A 16,640-nucleotide genomic window follows, 5' to 3' on the forward strand; every position below is an offset into this window, starting at 1 on the left:
GGGAGCTTGGGGAGAGAAGCCTTAAAAAGGAGGTTATTTTTTATGTTAGTAAACAAAGAAGAGATAATCAAATTGTACAAAGAGGGGAAAGTTAAAGATTCTGAAGGGTTGGATGGTATTCTCAAGAAGGTTATGAAAGATATTATTGAGACTTTATATCAAGCTGAACTTACTGAATTTTTAGGATATTCTCCATATGATAAATCAAATAAACATACGGACAATTCCAGGAATGGTTATACTTCAAAACAGGTTAGATCTATTTTAGGAGAAATAGATCTAAATGTGCCTAGAGATAGGAAAGGGGGATATGATCCTTTAGTTATAAAAAAAGGACAAAGAGATATTACAGGCATGGAAGATAAGATTCTCTCCATGTATGCCAAGGGCATGAGCTGTAGAGATATTCAGGATCATCTTAATTCAATTTATGGAGTAGAGGTATCATCTGAGAGTATAAGCAGGATAACAGATTCTGTATTAGAAAAGGCTAAGGAATGGCAAAATAGGCCCTTAGAGTCTATTTATGCAATAGTATTTTTAGATGCTATATTTTTAAAAGCCAGGGTAGATGGGACAGTTAAAAATACAGCTGTATATGCAATGTTAGGGATAACTTTAGAGGGAAAAAAAGAGTGCCTGGGGATATGGATTTTAGAGACAGAATCTTCTAAGTTTTGGTTGGGTATTTTAAATGAATTGAAAAACCGGGGAGTAAAGGATGTATTAATATTTGCAACAGATGGGCTGCCAGGCTTCAGTGAGGCTATATCAGCTGTATTCCCAAAAGCAGAGCATCAAAGGTGTTTAGTTCATCAAATGAGAAACTCATTAAAGTACGTATCTTATAAGCACAGAAAAGAACTGGCAAAAGATTTAAAGAAGATATATACATCACCCACTGAGGAAATGGGTCTTTTAGAACTTGATAGGGTTGAAGAAAAATGGGGCGATAGATATCCTCATGTAATAAGGTCCTGGAGAACTAACTGGGATAATCTAAAGACATTTTATAAATATCCACCAGAGATAAGAAGACTTATATATACCACAAATCCAATAGAAAGCTTTAATTTTAAACTCAAAAAAGTATGTAAGACAAAAGGAGTATTCCCAACTGAAGATGCCATTTTGAAACTCTTATACCTGGCAATTTTGGATATAAGCAAAAAATGGGCAGGTACCATAAGAAACTGGTCCAAAATCTATCCCCAACTGTATATATTTTTTGAGGACAGGATTAAAAATGTAGTTCAATAGTATTAAGACTACAAAAGGATTTACACAGATTATGTTACAGGCTCGAAGGAGGTGCAATTATGAAAAAACAGTTAATTTTTCTTTTTTGTCTGTTTTTGTTTTACTTTACGAATTATCCGCTTTTGCAAAAAAATGTCCTTTTGAATTCAAGACCGCGTATCCCATTCCTCTTCATCCCACTTGCTGTCTGGTATATTTATCAATGTGTCATCTCCTTTTTCAGACATAACCTTGAAAGCTTGTTCCCAGTTTTGACGAGGTGACTTGACTGGTCTTATGATAACTTCGTTATTTCTAACCTCTAATTCCACTTCTTTATCAAAACCACATAGCTCTAAAATAGGCTTTGGTATGCGAACTCCTCGTGAATTGCCTATTTTTATGATAGAAGATTTCATAAATTCTCCTCATTTTTTTGTATGGGTAGTTTTGTTTTGTAATTATTTTGTAATTACAAACTCAAAATATGCCAACTTTGGTCAACATAAAATTTCTAGGTAAGTTATAATATAGCTTTTTGTGTTTTACATTAATAGCTATCCGCAAGTAATATAAGAGATTCAATTTAGGTTAAAATTCTTATCATGAATTATCCAGACTTTACTTTTCCATTTTTTTTCTTCCCCTTGAATATAAAAAGAATTTTTGTTAAATATTAACAACATTTTTGTATTTGCCACATGCAGATAACAATATTTGGGAAATATTGTTGTTTGAGAAATTTTTTTGGAAATGGGTATAAACTATAATGTAACTTTTAAGGAAATTGTTGAGAATCAAGATTTGGTAACCAAATTATATAATGGGGTTATATTATGAATAACAAAGATACCTTGATAATCTCTTTGGCAGCAATGTGTCATGATATTGGGAAATTTGTTCAGGGATGTTTTGATATTCCACAAGATTATATTGATAGGAATCAATCTTTATATCAACCTGTTTATAAAGGGCGGTATTCCCACATCCATGCCTTATACACTGCAGCTTTTTTGGAATTTAATCAGGAATTGTTTCCATCTATATTGTTTTCAGACAAATTAGGGAATGACACTTTTTTGAACTTAGCGGGGATGCACCACAAGCCAGAGACTCCAATGCAGTGGATTGTTACAGAAGCAGATAGGCTAAGCTCTGGTTTAGATAGAGATGAGTTCCTTGAGGGTGAGGAAATACCTGTAAAGGAATTTAAATTGACAAGGCTTGTCCCAATTTTTGAAGAAATTTCAATAGATCAGGAAAAGCAAATTTCAAAGTTGTCTGACTTTAAATGGTGTTACGATCTTAAACCTATATCTCCTACATCAATTTTTCCCCAAAAAAGAGGGGAGCAAGAAGATCCTAAAGATTATGAGAGGTTGTATGAAAGTTTTCTTATCGCACTTAATGGTTTAATACACAAAGAAGATAGTCTTTATTTGTGGATGCAGTACTTTGATTCAGTTTTAAAAAAATATACTTCTTTTATCCCAGCAGCTAGGGTTGGAAAGGTAATTCCAGATGTATCCCTGTATCATCACAGCAAAACAACAGCCTCTATAGCAACTGCACTTTATTTATTTCATAAAGCTACTAATTCATTAAATGAGTCAGATATTAAAGCAGATGGAGATAAATTTTTAATAATTGCAGGAGATTTTTTTGGAATTCAAAAATTTATATTTTCAAAGGGAGGCGAGGAAGCTCACCACAGATCTAAGATGTTAAGGGGCCGTTCATTTGCAGTCTCACTTTTTTGTGAGTTAGCTGCTGATATGATATGTGATGAGATTGGGCTGTCCCCATACTCTGTTTTGCTAAACAGCGCAGGGAAGTTTTATATATTAGCTCCAAACCTGTCAAATACCATTGAGAAAGTTAATGACGTAGAAGAGAGGATAAATTCCTGGCTGATTAAAATGAGTTATGGTGAAACCACCCTTGGAATTTCATTAACTGCAGCAAAAGTTTCAGATTTTTCCTCAGAAAATTTTTGGTATCTATGGCAAAGGGTTCAAGAGAACATTCAGGCAAAGAAGTTTTCACGTTTTGATCCTTCTAAATTATGTGGAGTCTTCTCTTCATATCTTGACGAAGTTAACAATGAGCTAAATAGGGATATATGCCCTTTGTGTGGTAAAAGACCATCATCGGATAAAATTGAGGGAAGCAAGTTGATATATCCAGAAGGAGTAGGGTCTGCATGTGTTTTTTGTAGGGACAACATAATGTTGGGAACTAATTTGGTAAAAAAGGATAAGATAGCAGTAGTTAGTGTTCATCAAGATGTTAACTTGAAAAATTCAGAAAAATATACCCTTGAACCTCTATTTGGTAAATATATTGTGGCATTTGTTGATGGTCAAATGAGAGAATATGCCAAAAAAGGTGTTCTTAGACGTTTGTGGAGCACTAGAGTAAGACATGGGGAAATACCAGAAGAATTAAGTTACTTTCCATTAAATGGCTATGTGCCTGTGTATGAAAAAAATGATTTAGAAGACGAAAGATTGTTACCAGGTCGAAAATCTGAAGAAAAGGCATTAAACCTAATTGAGGTTAGCAAAGAAGGTGATCCAAAAACCTTTAGCCACATAGCGCTTAATGGTTTGGAAAATATAAACGGAAAGTGGATTGGTGTAGATAATTTGGGAATAATTAAGGCAGATGTGGATGATTTAGGTTTAATTTTTGGATGTGGTTTATCCAAAAAGCGTTTTACAATATCAAGATTATATACAATGAGTACTCAGTTCAATAATTTCTTTTCATTATATGTTCCATATATTCTAGAGACAAAACAGGAATTTAAAAATATATATACAGTATTTGCTGGAGGAGATGATCTTTTTTTAATAGGACCATGGAATAAAATTATAGACTTTTCAGTGTACATAAACAAAAAGTTTACTGAATATGTATGCCAAAATGATGAGATACATTTCTCAGCTGGAATATCTATGGTTAAAGCTAATACACCAATAGATATAATAGCACACCAGTCAGAACATAGTTTAAATAATGCAAAAAATAAGGGTAAAAATTCTATTTCAATATTTGAAAGAGTGATAAAATGGGATAAATTTCATGAATTAATCAAAAAACAAGATTTCTTCTTGGAATTATTAGAAAAAGAAGTGGTATCTAAATCTATGTTGTACAAAATTAATGACATTATAGATATGTCTGATAGGGAAATTAAAGTAATTAATTCTGGTATATCTTATGTTCCAAGGGACATTACAACTTTTAAGTGGAGGGCTTTTTTAACTTATATGGAAGCACGTAATTTTAAAGTAAAAAATAAAGAAGAACTGGAAGACATATTAATTTATCTGGTAAAAGATATACAGATATATAGAGGTGATATAAAAGTACCCCTGTGGATTTTGTTGTATAAATTAAGGCCATATAAATAAAAGAGGAGGAAATATGAGTATAAAGTTAGAATTAAAAACAAAAGATGGCAGTGTAAATCCAGAGGCATTTTCAAAAGATGCAGAAAAATTGGCAAGAGAAATTTTCAGTGAGGGCCAAGAAAGAAAGAATAAATCTTCTCAGTTAAGAAGATTTTATGATGAATTTTTTAAATTAAATCAGAGAAGTATAGGATATAATGAATCTGAATGGAAAAAGGTGATATTGCCCCAATTACACATGTTGGTTCCAAAGGTGGTGTATGCAAAGGGTCGTAACTTAGTTACAGATAAATTTGTGGATTTAGTTAAAGAACTGGTTTTTTTTGTAAAGGATAAAAATGATCTAAAGATAGCAAACGATTTTTTTGAGGCTTTTATTGGATTTTATAGACAATATAGCGGAAATTAATAATTGAAAATCTAATTTAAAGGGAGGATAACTTATGAAGTTAATAGATATTAAAGAAATTACAGGCACTATTACATTAAAGAGTGGTTTGCATATAGGTGCTGGAGATGTTGAGATGCACATTGGCGGAACCGATAACCCTGTTATTAAACATCCTTTTACCCACGAGCCATATATCCCTGGCTCTTCTTTAAAGGGTAAGGTGAGATCTCTTTTGGAACTTAAAAGTGGACTTATGGGAATAACAGGTGGTAAACCAATTTCTTTAAAAATATTGAATAATGATGATATGTCAGATGAACAAAAGAAACTTGCCAAAAAGATAGTTAAACTCTTTGGCGCATCTGGTTCAGATAGTGACCAGTTACTAGAAATAGGTCCAGCAAGGGCTTCTTTTTCGGATTGTGAAATAGAGGAAAGTATTAGGGAAGAGATAAAACAAGGTAGTATGGTCTATTCTGAAATAAAGGCTGAGAATTCAATCAATAGGATTACCTCAACAGCCAAAAATCCAAGGTTCACTGAGAGAGTGCCAGCAGGGATAAAGTTTAGTTTTAAGATTACCTTAAAGAAATTTGATATTGATAAAGATGATAATTTAGAAGATTTGCTTTTAGAAGGACTCAAGCTTTTAGAATTTGATGCTTTGGGTGGTAGTGGTAGTCGTGGCTATGGCAGGGTGAAATTTGAGTTTGATGATGATAAGTTAACTGAGAAGTTTAGGAAAAATATTTTATCATTTTAATCCAAGTTTATTTATCAAGATAAATTTTGGTTAGGTAACATCTTGTATTAACTAAAATTAAAATTATAACAATACATTAACCTAAATTTTTATTACCCTGGATTAAAAAGGAGAACAGGTGTGAAACTTATTCAAGTTGGTATAAAACCTGAGTCTGCTTTTGGAACTCCCCTTAAAGGGGATACCATATTTGGGCATTTTATCTGGCAGTTGGTAATGGACGAAGGACTTTTAAAAGTTTCTTTAGAAGAAGCTATTACTGAATATAAGACTTCCCCTTTTATCATATTTTCATCTGCATATCCAAGGCTGTATGCTGATAATAGGTATTATTTCTTTTTAAAAAGGCCAACTTTGCCCTTACATTTTTTGAAAAAAGTAGATGACAACGTAGAGGCATTGAAAAATAGAAAGGTTTTAAAGAATAAAAAATTTATAAAAGTAGGGGAAGATTTAAAGATTAGATACTTAGAAGAAAATCTCTATACAGAAGATGATATATTTGAACTGTACAAAAAAGAATATTCCATTGATGATGTTCATGTAGCACTTTCCAGGTTAGAAATAGCCTATCTACATACCCATAACCGCATAAATAGATTGACATCCACAACTGGAAAAGGTTTTGCCCCATACACTTTGCAGGATTATTGGTTCCTTCCCTTTCTGGAATTGGTAATATTTGTCCTTTTTGACGAAAATAAAATAGATGTGGATTCTATTTTAACAGCTCTTGAGAGGATAGGTCTTATGGGTTTTGGTAGAGATGCATCCAGTGGACTTGGAAGGTTTACCTTGGCTGAAGAAGATGAATTAAAATTACCTGACTTATTCCATTGCGATGGCCTGTATTCCCTTTCCCCTTGTGTTCCAGATAAAAAATATACAAAAGTATTTTTTGAACCCTTTGTGCGTTTTGGCAGACATGGCTCATTTTTAGCCACTTCAAGAAATCCTTTTAAAAATCCAGTTTTGATGATGGATGAAGGCTGTGTAATAATGCATGGGGAAGGACAAACCTTACCATATATTGGCAAATGTATAGAAGGATTATCTAAAGTTGAAAAATCCACCATCTCTCAAGGATATTCTATAGTTTTTCCACTCTTTTTTGAAACAGGGAGTTAAACATTATGGGTAAAATAGATGTGAAAAAATATGTAATTAGGGTTTTAAGTCCCATTTATGTGGGATATTCAGATTTATATGAGCCTTTTAATTTTGTTGTGGATAGTGAAGCTAGTTGCATATATTTTCTTGATATAGATAAATTTATGTTAAATTTATCAGATAAAGACAGAGAAATTATATCTAGAATATCAAACGATGTATCTCCTTATGGTTTAATAAAATTTTATAATTTCATGAATTCTAAATTAAATTATGTAAAATCAAATTCATCTATAATAATTAGGAAAATCAATGTATGCTCTGGTTTTATTTCTCATTATAGAGAAGTAATCAATATGAATTCAAGAGATATAAGAGAAATAAATAATGCAATAAATAGATTTAAAATTGCAATGTTAAGTTATAATTCTAACTTAAATCAACCAATCATTCCTGGAAGTTCAATTAAAGGTGCAATAAGGACAGCAATTTTGAATTTTTACTCTAATAGAGTAACCGGAAATATAAAAAAAGATTGGGTATTAGAAAGTAAGATATTGAATTACAGATATCCAAATGAGGACCCCTTAAAATATTTAAAAGTATCTGATTTTTTGCCCAAAAAAGTGAATACTAAGATAGTTTATGCAGTAAATGTGAAAAAAAATGGCAGTAGATCGTCGTCTATTCCTCAAATTACAGAGATAATTGAGACAGGATCAGAATTTGAAGGAACTATATCAATAGTTAATGTAAATAGTAAGCTCTCTATTGACCTTTCTTTTAAAGTTATTGAAAGTGCATTAAAACAATTTTATGAAAAGATTTTGAAAGAGGAAGAAAGGATATTTTCAAACTTAGGTACAAAATCTCCCATCTATTTAGGAAATATGCCCTTAAAACTGGGTCGTCATTCTGGGGGAGAAGCAGTAACTGTGGAGGGTTTTAGAAAAATAAGAATTAGACAAGGTCGGAATAGATCGTATATATCAGATAAAACAACAACCCTATGGTTTGCCTCAGAAACAAAAAAAGATTATTTAATGGATTCATTAGAGCCCTTTGCATGGGCTGAATTGATTGAAGACGATAGAATAACTAATAAATTGGCTCAAAGCAAAGATAAGTCCAAAATAAAACCAAAAGAGAAAAAAACTCATTCAACAAAGTTATTGGATTTGTCTTCATTGCAAAATAAATTTAAGGTTACAAAGAAAAAGTGAAGACAATATAAAAACTAAAATGAAAGGAGGATGTGGTGAAAATCCTTATATCCTCACTTGGGGCGGGTATCAGGAAAAATTCAAATTCGCACATGCCAGGGGAGTATGCCACAACAAAATATCAGATTGATGACAAGGTATATGAAGAGCAGTTTATTGCACGTGCACTGGTTAAGCATTTGGATATAGAAAAGGTCTTTTTGATTGGAACAAATAGATCCCTATGGGACAGTGTTTATATGTCTTTTGGTGGAGATGATCCTGATGTTGCAGTAAAGATATATGATTTGATTTATAAGGGAAATCTAGAAGAAAAAGATTTAAAGGTGGTTGAAGAACAAATAGACAAACATCTAGGGATAAATGGTTCCAAATGTATGATAATTTCTTATGGAATAAATGAAAAACAGCTGTGGGATAATTTTTTTAAATTTTTGTCCATTGGAGATTTTATAGAAAGTAATGATGATGTATATCTGGATATTACACATTCATTTAGATCACTTGCCTTAATGTCATTTGTAATGATTGAATTTTTAAGATTAATAAGGGAAAAGGAAATTAATATAAATGGAATTTACTATGGAATGTTTGAATATAGAAATGAAAATAATGGTATTGCACCTATAGTAAATCTCAAGATATTTTATGATTTAATGCAATGGATAATAGCCATTAATGAGTTAAAAAAATATGGAAATGGAAATAATATAGCAAAATTATTGATTTCTACAGAAATAGATAAAAAAGAAATAGAAGAGACAGCAAATATATTTAAAAAATTTAGTTCATCCATTAATATAGGGGATATGAACAATATAAGACAGGCAATTCGCTATATAAAAAGTAAAATAAATGAAATTGAAGACATTCATCATCCAGTAGCTAAACTTATGATCCCTGAGCTGAAAAATTTCATTTTAAAACTTGATAAAAATAATGTCTCAGAGTTTCAATTTGAGCTTGCAAGATGGTTTCGGGACCATGAATTTTATGCCCTTTCGTATATGGCTCTTGTGGAGAGTATTGTGTCAAAACAGTGTGAAAAAAATAATAAAGAATTAACTGATGAAGATTCTAGAACTGAGTTAAGAAGGGAATTAAGGAAAAAACTTGGGGAATTTAAAGAACTCAATAAAATCCGAAATGACATTGCTCATCTAAGATATAATAACCCTAAACTCAAAGGTAATTTTAAAACATATAGTAGTGATGTTAAGATAAATAAGCTAAATGAATACATAAACTGGACCAAAAGGGAATTTTTTAGTTAGCTTGGAAAAAAGGATAAATATGAAAAAGCTACCTATAGGAATACAGACATTTAAAAAGATAATCAATGAAGGTTATATCTATGTAGATAAGACAAAAGAAGCATTGGATATTATAGAAAATTATCAATACGTATTTTTATCTAGACCAAGGCGATTTGGAAAATCTCTTTTTTTGGACACATTAAAAGAGATATTTCAGGGAAACAGAGAACTTTTTAAAGGGCTCTATATTTATAACAGATATAGTTTTGAAAAATATCCTGTGATAAAAATAAGTTGGTCAGGAAATCTGAGATCTCTTCCTAATATTGAAGAATATGGCAAAAGTATATTAAGGGAAAATTGCAAAAGATTGGGAGTGGAACTTGATCTAAATAGGGATATGTCTGTGTGTCTTAAAGAGATTATTCAACTTGTGCATGATACTTACAATAAAAGAGTAGTTGTTTTGGTTGATGAATACGATAGGCCGATATTAGACAATATAGATCAGGTTGAGGTTGCAAGAGATGCGAGGGAATTTTTAAAAGGATTATATGGAATTTTAAAAGATGCAGATGAATTTATAAGATTTGTTTTTATCACAGGAGTAAGCAGATTCTCAAGGGTCTCAATTTTTAGTGGTATAAATAATCTAGAGGATATTTCGTTAAACCCAGATTTTGCCTATATATGCGGTTATAAACATGAAAATTTGGAAAAAGAATTTAAAGGGTATATGGCTGGAGCTGATTTAGAAGAAGTTAAGAATTGGTATAACGGATATAATTTCCTTGGAAAAGAAAATGTTTATAATCCATTTGATATATTACTCTTTGTGAGAAATCACCACAAGTTTAAAAATTATTGGTTTTCAACAGGAACCCCAACTTTTTTGATAAAGCTTATTAAGGAAAAATCTTTTAATTTTATTGAACTGGAAAATCTTGAGACGGATGAGAAGATACTTGAGAGTTTTGACATTGATAAAATAGATATTGAACCTGTTATGTTTCAAACAGGTTATCTTACTATAAAAGAACAAAAGCAGATTGGCAGAAAAACTAAATATGTGCTCACTTTTCCTAATATTGAAGTAAGAATGAGCTTTAATGATTATTTATTGGACTATCTAGTAGAAGATGTATCAGAAAAAGGCAAACTTCAGGATAAATTATATGAGATGTTTTCTCAAGAAGACATATCTGTTCTAGAGGACACTCTTAAGACCCTTTTTGCAGCGATCCCATATACAAATTACATAAAAAATCAAATTGCAAAATATGAAGGTTTCTATGCAAGTATAATGTATGCCTATTTTGCAGGGGCAGGTTTTAATATAATTCCTGAAGATATTTCTTCAAAAGGGAGAGCAGATCTTACAGTGATTGTTGAAGATAAAGTTTATCTGTTTGAATTTAAGGTAAGGGACGAAAATCCAATAAAACAAATAAAAGAAAAGAGATATTATGAAAAATATTTAAACAATAAATCAATCTATGCAATAGGAATTATTTTTGACAATGTGGAGAGGAATATCAAAAATTTAAAAATAGAAAAAATAAAATAAAAAGTTATCTGCCTATTTCTTTAGCTCCGATTATTGATTGGGTTATGGATCAAGTTATTAGTAATTAGTTGTTAGTAATTAGTGATTAGTGAAAGGTAGAAGGATGAAGGTTGAAGGGTGAAGAGCACCCACAGACACAGATCACATACACAGACACACCAAAGCTTGAGACTTCGGAGTTAATGGAATAAGCAGAAAAAGTTAAAATAATATGATTAAGTATAATTTTTTTGCATGGGATAAAGAGGAAAATGAAGAGACATTGCTTTTTAGACGAATGAAGTGGGATGATCCAAGAAAGATATTAACTGAATATTCCATTGATAATTTAAAAGATATATTTTTCAAATTTTATTTTCGTTTTGATAAGAAAAATATAGCTTTTTGGAAATTAATTCTGGGAATAACAGATGAAGAAGTTGAGTCAATTACAAAGGGAAGTTTTAGAAGAAATTGCGGCATCTGGAATAGCTGAAGGTTTTTATCTGGCTGGTGGTACTGGAATTTCAATAAAATATGATCATCGTTATTCTGAGGATTTTGATTTTTTCTGTTTTCCATATAAAAATATTGATTTTTTTAAACTATCGTCTTGTTTTCTCCAAAAACAGGTTTTAGAATTAAGTAAAGATACTTTGATAATTCTTCTTAAAGGGGTAAAGGTATCATTTTTTGAATATAACTATCCTTTAATTAATGAACCATATTTTTATAAAGATTTAAGTATTAAAATTGCATCTGATGAAGATATAGCTGCAATGAAGGCTATAGCCATAATGCAAAGGGGGGAGAAAAAAGATTTTTTTGATCTATGGTATTTAATGAAGTATAATCAATGGAGTTTAGAGGACATATTATCTTTATGCAAAAAAAAGTATTTAGATTCTTTTAATGAATATGTTTTTATAAAATCAATTGTATATTTTGAAGATGCTGAAAAGTCTAAAATAAAAGACATAGATCCTTTCTGGAAAGAAATAAAATATTTTTTTAATTCAATGGTAAAAGATTTCTATTTTTAATCCTGGTTTGTTACTTTTATAAAACCAATAAATAACAATGGTTGCTCCTTAAAACAAAGGATAGGTGTCATGGGGAAAGGTTTTCCGCAGACCTCAAGGGGAAAATTGCTGTTTTTGATATCCAGTTGGAAATATTGATTTTTTGATTTTTGTATTTAAAGAGGTATGCGTCTCAATTATTTCAATAGGTTAAATGAAAAATTGGGGTGAAATTAAAAATTTTATCCAAATTTCTGTGGAGGTCTGCGGAAATGGACTTGCAATATATTGAAAATTATATAAATTAAAAGAATGCAGTTGGAAAAGACCTGAGATGCGAAGGGATTGAGACTTAATAACTTGTGTTCCAGCCCTTAAATGTCTTTCATGTTGGAAAAGACCTGAGATGCGAAGGGATTGAGACTTTTTTGTAGTAGAACTTCCTACAACCTCACCTGTAACCTGTTGGAAAAGACCTGAGATGCGAAGGGATTGAGACGGTTTATCCATGCCCAAATTCCCCGAGAGGTAATATGGGTTGGAAAAGACCTGAGATGCGAAGGGATTGAGACTTGACTAAGAACATTATTTATATCAGTCCAAGAAACAGTTGGAAAAGACCTGAGATGCGAAGGGATTGAGACTTAGCAGCAATAGCGTTTGCTAATTGTAAAGTAGATTTAGTTGGAAAAGACCTGAGATGCGAAGGGATTGAGACAAGATATATCCTCGCTTAACAGGTTTCAGAAAATTTAAAGTTGGAAAAGACCTGAGATGCGAAGGGATTGAGACTTATTATCTTAATTTGTTTCTCTTCCCCATACCTAACGTTGGAAAAGACCTGAGATGCGAAGGGATTGAGACTCAAAATCACTAAATACTGACATGGTTAATCCTCCTTGTTGGAAAAGACCTGAGATGCGAAGGGATTGAGACCCAGACATAGAGCTTGCGTCTGCTGGGAGTTGTTACCTGTTGGAAAAGACCTGAGATGCGAAGGGATTGAGACTCCTCTAAGACTTGGGGAAGGTCAAAGCCAAGAACATGTTGGAAAAGACCTGAGATGCGAAGGGATTGAGACCCTGCTTTACGCAGGGCCTCGGCGGGAGTTCTCCCCGTTGGAAAAGACCTGAGATGCGAAGGGATTGAGACCCTGCTTTACGCAGGGCCTCGGCGGGAGTTCTCCCCGTTGGAAAAGACCTGAGATGCGAAGGGATTGAGACTTAGTCTCAAAATATTTGTATTCTTTAGGAAACTTATCTTGTTGGAAAAGACCTGAGATGCGAAGGGATTGAGACTCCTTATAGTTAAAAATTTTAAAATTTCCCTTAAACCTGTTGGAAAAGACCTGAGATGCGAAGGGATTGAGACCTCTAAAAACTCTTCTATATTTTCCTCGGGACTGTTCCACATGTTGGAAAAGACCTGAGATGCGAAGGGATTGAGACTGAAGTTTGCGGCAAGCATCGATAAAATCACTGTAACAAACGAGTTGGAAAAGACCTGAGATGCGAAGGGATTGAGACTGAATCCACTGTCCCATTCCCCATTGCAGGAAATATGGGTTGGAAAAGACCTGAGATGCGAAGGGATTGAGACTTAAAAGTTTAAAACCTTTTCCCTTAACCCTAAAGACAAGTTGGAAAAGACCTGAGATGCGAAGGGATTGAGACCTCTAAAAACTCTTCTATATTTTCCTCGGGACTGTTCCACATGTTGGAAAAGACCTGAGATGCGAAGGGATTGAGACTGAAGTTTGCGGCAAGCATCGATAAAATCACTGTAACAAACGAGTTGGAAAAGACCTGAGATGCGAAGGGATTGAGACGCTTTTTTATTCCCTTTCATTTTAATTTTAAATTCTTCTAGTTGGAAAAGACCTGAGATGCGAAGGGATTGAGACCCAGAGGACGTCGTTGCCATTGCTGCCCCAAACATAGTTGTTGGAAAAGACCTGAGATGCGAAGGGATTGAGACCAACCTTGGATTAAGTTTAATTATCATGATCCACCTCCTTGTTGGAAAAGACCTGAGATGCGAAGGGATTGAGACCAACCTTGGATTAAGTTTAATTATCATGATCCACCTCCTTGTTGGAAAAGACCTGAGATGCGAAGGGATTGAGACACACTTAAAACTGTTTAACAAATCTTTTGTAACTTTGTAACGTTGGAAAAGACCTGAGATGCGAAGGGATTGAGACAGCGATAGCTCCTAGGAAACTCTTTAAAGCTAGAAAGAACAGTTGGAAAAGACCTGAGATGCGAAGGGATTGAGACTGAAATTTTTTAATTTTTAAAAAAATCTTAACCCGTTGGAAAAGACCTGAGATGCGAAGGGATTGAGACCAGAGTAGGTGCAGAGTAATCGTTAAAGTGCAATTCTGGTTGGAAAAGACCTGAGATGCGAAGGGATTGAGACCCGAAAATATTTCCTTCGTTATATTTTTTATAAGTTCCTGTTGGAAAAGACCTGAGATGCGAAGGGATTGAGACCTTGTTTAATTTTTAACAATTTCAATTCCTTGTTCTTCCCCGTTGGAAAAGACCTGAGATGCGAAGGGATTGAGACATCCATAATCAAGACTGCCGTCTTTTTTAAGGTAAAGCAGGTTGGAAAAGACCTGAGATGCGAAGGGATTGAGACGGCAGAGTTTATTTTCTGGATATCAATAGGAAGGTCCACGTTGGAAAAGACCTGAGATGCGAAGGGATTGAGACGAACAAGTCTTGGGGGCAAATAGTAGTAGCCTGGATCGTTGGAAAAGACCTGAGATGCGAAGGGATTGAGACAATATTTTTCCTCTTAATATATACATTATAAGCCATTAAAAGTTGGAAAAGACCTGAGATGCGAAGGGATTGAGACTGGCTAACTTAATCACCTTTTTGATAGCCCAAATGCCAGCGTTGGAAAAGACCTGAGATGCGAAGGGATTGAGACAGAACGACGTTTGCTGGGAGGTGACAACTCCCAGCGGACGTGTTGGAAAAGACCTGAGATGCGAAGGGATTGAGACTGATTATATATATTTTTTCTATCATGTTACACCTCCTTGTTGGAAAAGACCTGAGATGCGAAGGGATTGAGACCACTCGCAAAGGTTGTAGTGCTTTATGCTATTCTCTTTGTTGGAAAAGACCTGAGATGCGAAGGGATTGAGACCCAGATACAAAAGCAGCCTAATTTTTTAGCATCCTCTTGTTGGAAAAGACCTGAGATGCGAAGGGATTGAGACTCGTTTTCTTGTTTTAATTTAATATTCTTTTTACTAAGTTGGAAAAGACCTGAGATGCGAAGGGATTGAGACGAATCAAGCCAATTTGCACAAGAGAAAACTTCACTTAGTTGGAAAAGACCTGAGATGCGAAGGGATTGAGACGTTTTGAGATTTTCTCAGTTTCTTTAGTAATTTGTTTCTGTTGGAAAAGACCTGAGATGCGAAGGGATTGAGACAATATTTTTCCTCTTAATATATACATTATAAGCCATTAAAAGTTGGAAAAGACCTGAGATGCGAAGGGATTGAGACTGGCTAACTTAATCACCTTTTTGATAGCCCAAATGCCAGCGTTGGAAAAGACCTGAGATGCGAAGGGATTGCCACAAAAGTGGCGTGAACCGTGAGGCGTGAACAGTGAACCGAATATTGGAAAATGCCTATTTCTTTAGCCCCGATTATTGATTGGTTATGGATCAAGTGATTAGTGGTATGTGTGTGAGTGTGGGTGTATGTGTGTGTATATGGAAGTTACAGACCCCAGACACAGATCACATACACAGACACATCAAAGCTTGAGATTTCTAAGTTAATGGAAAAAGAATTTTATTAGAAGAGGTTATAATTTCTAAGTATTCTCGCCACTTTTGGCTCTTCTAGTGCAAGTTCCTGTAAGGCATGGATTAAATCTCTCACTCTGCCATATTTTTCAATATCAGCAATGGTTTCTTCTTTTGCCTTTTTGATAATGGTTCTTCTATCCCAATAGGCAAATCCTATTACAGATGCAGTTAATGTGGTGAAGATACCAACTATCATCCATAAAAAAGATATTAAATCTTCAAACCTTTTGTTTACGTCATCAAATCTCTTATCAATTTGCTCAAATCTCTTGTCAATTTGCTCAAACCTCTTATCAATTTGTTCAAACCTTTTGTCCACCTGCTCCATAAATACCTGTAGAGCGGTTTCCACTTTTACTAGTCTTTCTCTATCCTCCTGGGTAAAACCTGTATTTTGGGCAAAGAGAGGTATAGAAGTAAGGAGTGTTATAGTAAATATTATACTGAAAAATATTTTTTTCATAGCTTAAATCCTTTGAACGGGATAATTATGAATCTTTTTTGTCAATTTTATAAATCAAAAGTAGATACAGGTCAATTTATTTTGTTTCCATTAAGATTTAAATGTTAACCGTGAACCGGCAAACTTGTGTGTCTGCTCTAACAAAAAAAGGACGCGCACATAGGTGTGCCCCTACAAAAATGTTTCAAACATGCAAGGGAGATCTGAGAGTAGAGGATTAGAACCTGCTAAACGGTAATATGAAAATTTGATATCGGAATATCAGTTAGATAGGATCGGAATTAAGAAGGAATTAAAAACAAAATATTAGACATTTTTGTACTCCACATGTTTATACATTTTATAATAAAGACTTTTTTGTTAAC

12 protein-coding genes and 1 CRISPR repeat array are annotated in these 16,640 nt (G+C 33.3%); of the genes, 10 read left to right on the top strand and 2 right to left on the bottom strand.

Going from position 1 to position 16,640, the window contains the following annotated elements; genetic code table 11:
- The first annotated feature begins 42 nt into the window (after positions 1-42).
- Positions 43-1,260: an IS256 family transposase gene (locus ACYQ0O_RS02750; RefSeq protein WP_459890407.1), complete on the top strand. Its 1,218-nt coding sequence runs from the start codon at positions 43-45 to the stop codon at positions 1,258-1,260.
- Positions 1,261-1,406: 146 nt separating this feature from the next.
- On the opposite strand, the gene ACYQ0O_RS02755 is transcribed toward ACYQ0O_RS02750, so the two are convergent.
- A complete protein-coding gene (locus ACYQ0O_RS02755; RefSeq protein ID WP_075070127.1) occupies positions 1,407-1,658 on the bottom strand; it encodes an AbrB/MazE/SpoVT family DNA-binding domain-containing protein in 252 nt (83 codons plus the stop codon).
- A gap of 417 nt (positions 1,659-2,075) precedes the next feature.
- Here ACYQ0O_RS02755 and cas10 point away from each other — a divergent pair, with 417 nt between their 5' ends.
- The 9 genes from cas10 (at position 2,076) to ACYQ0O_RS02800 (ending at position 11,990) form a co-directional block, all read left to right on the top strand.
- A complete protein-coding gene (gene cas10 / locus ACYQ0O_RS02760; RefSeq protein ID WP_459890410.1) occupies positions 2,076-4,658 on the top strand; it encodes a type III-A CRISPR-associated protein Cas10/Csm1 in 2,583 nt (860 codons plus the stop codon).
- A 13-nt stretch (positions 4,659-4,671) separates the two neighbouring features.
- Positions 4,672-5,067, top strand: a complete 396-nt coding sequence (csm2, locus tag ACYQ0O_RS02765; protein ID WP_459890412.1) for a type III-A CRISPR-associated protein Csm2 — start codon at positions 4,672-4,674, stop codon at positions 5,065-5,067.
- A 34-nt stretch (positions 5,068-5,101) separates the two neighbouring features.
- Complete coding sequence (csm3, locus tag ACYQ0O_RS02770; RefSeq protein ID WP_075070121.1) at positions 5,102-5,812, top strand: type III-A CRISPR-associated RAMP protein Csm3; 711 nt, start codon at positions 5,102-5,104, stop codon at positions 5,810-5,812.
- A gap of 120 nt (positions 5,813-5,932) precedes the next feature.
- Complete coding sequence (gene csm4, locus ACYQ0O_RS02775) at positions 5,933-6,940, top strand: type III-A CRISPR-associated RAMP protein Csm4 (RefSeq protein ID WP_459890414.1); 1,008 nt, start codon at positions 5,933-5,935, stop codon at positions 6,938-6,940.
- A 5-nt stretch (positions 6,941-6,945) separates the two neighbouring features.
- Positions 6,946-8,145: a type III-A CRISPR-associated RAMP protein Csm5 gene (gene csm5, locus ACYQ0O_RS02780; protein ID WP_459890416.1), complete on the top strand. Its 1,200-nt coding sequence runs from the start codon at positions 6,946-6,948 to the stop codon at positions 8,143-8,145.
- A 35-nt stretch (positions 8,146-8,180) separates the two neighbouring features.
- Positions 8,181-9,419, top strand: coding sequence for a TIGR02221 family CRISPR-associated protein (gene csx2, locus ACYQ0O_RS02785; RefSeq protein WP_459890418.1), 1,239 nt, complete (start codon positions 8,181-8,183; stop codon positions 9,417-9,419).
- A 19-nt stretch (positions 9,420-9,438) separates the two neighbouring features.
- Positions 9,439-10,968 (top strand): ATP-binding protein, encoded by a 1,530-nt coding sequence (locus ACYQ0O_RS02790; protein WP_459890420.1) that lies wholly within the window; start codon positions 9,439-9,441, stop codon positions 10,966-10,968.
- A gap of 211 nt (positions 10,969-11,179) precedes the next feature.
- Positions 11,180-11,443, top strand: a complete 264-nt coding sequence (locus ACYQ0O_RS02795) for a hypothetical protein (RefSeq protein ID WP_075070109.1) — start codon at positions 11,180-11,182, stop codon at positions 11,441-11,443.
- A complete protein-coding gene (locus ACYQ0O_RS02800; RefSeq protein ID WP_459890422.1) occupies positions 11,379-11,990 on the top strand; it encodes a nucleotidyl transferase AbiEii/AbiGii toxin family protein in 612 nt (203 codons plus the stop codon). Before ACYQ0O_RS02795 ends, ACYQ0O_RS02800 begins: the two co-directional genes overlap by 65 nt.
- Positions 11,991-12,286: 296 nt before the next feature.
- A CRISPR array of direct repeats spans positions 12,287-15,576; the repeat unit is 35 nt; unit sequence GTTGGAAAAGACCTGAGATGCGAAGGGATTGAGAC.
- 222 nt (positions 15,577-15,798) lie between these two features.
- Here the strand turns inward: ACYQ0O_RS02800 and ACYQ0O_RS02805 are convergent.
- Positions 15,799-16,275 (bottom strand): DUF2059 domain-containing protein, encoded by a 477-nt coding sequence (locus tag ACYQ0O_RS02805; RefSeq protein ID WP_459890424.1) that lies wholly within the window; start codon positions 16,273-16,275, stop codon positions 15,799-15,801.
- Positions 16,276-16,640: the final 365 nt, after the last annotated feature.

It is taken from the genome of Desulfothermus okinawensis JCM 13304 (genome assembly GCF_054654515.1).

What these genes read in the sequence shown, in the direction of transcription:
- ACYQ0O_RS02795 (WP_075070109.1), top strand. Translation starts at nt 11,180, where the DNA reads ATGATTAAGTATAATTTTTTTGCATGGGATAAAGAGGAAAATGAAGAG.
- ACYQ0O_RS02800 (WP_459890422.1), top strand. Translation starts at nt 11,379, where the DNA reads ATGAAGAAGTTGAGTCAATTACAAAGGGAAGTTTTAGAAGAAATTGCG.
- ACYQ0O_RS02805 (WP_459890424.1), bottom strand. Translation starts at nt 16,275, where the DNA reads ATGAAAAAAATATTTTTCAGTATAATATTTACTATAACACTCCTTACT.
- csm5 (WP_459890416.1), top strand. Translation starts at nt 6,946, where the DNA reads ATGGGTAAAATAGATGTGAAAAAATATGTAATTAGGGTTTTAAGTCCC.
- csm2 (WP_459890412.1), top strand. Translation starts at nt 4,672, where the DNA reads ATGAGTATAAAGTTAGAATTAAAAACAAAAGATGGCAGTGTAAATCCA.
- csm3 (WP_075070121.1), top strand. Translation starts at nt 5,102, where the DNA reads ATGAAGTTAATAGATATTAAAGAAATTACAGGCACTATTACATTAAAG.
- ACYQ0O_RS02790 (WP_459890420.1), top strand. Translation starts at nt 9,439, where the DNA reads ATGAAAAAGCTACCTATAGGAATACAGACATTTAAAAAGATAATCAAT.
- ACYQ0O_RS02755 (WP_075070127.1), bottom strand. Translation starts at nt 1,658, where the DNA reads ATGAAATCTTCTATCATAAAAATAGGCAATTCACGAGGAGTTCGCATA.
- cas10 (WP_459890410.1), top strand. Translation starts at nt 2,076, where the DNA reads ATGAATAACAAAGATACCTTGATAATCTCTTTGGCAGCAATGTGTCAT.
- ACYQ0O_RS02750 (WP_459890407.1), top strand. Translation starts at nt 43, where the DNA reads ATGTTAGTAAACAAAGAAGAGATAATCAAATTGTACAAAGAGGGGAAA.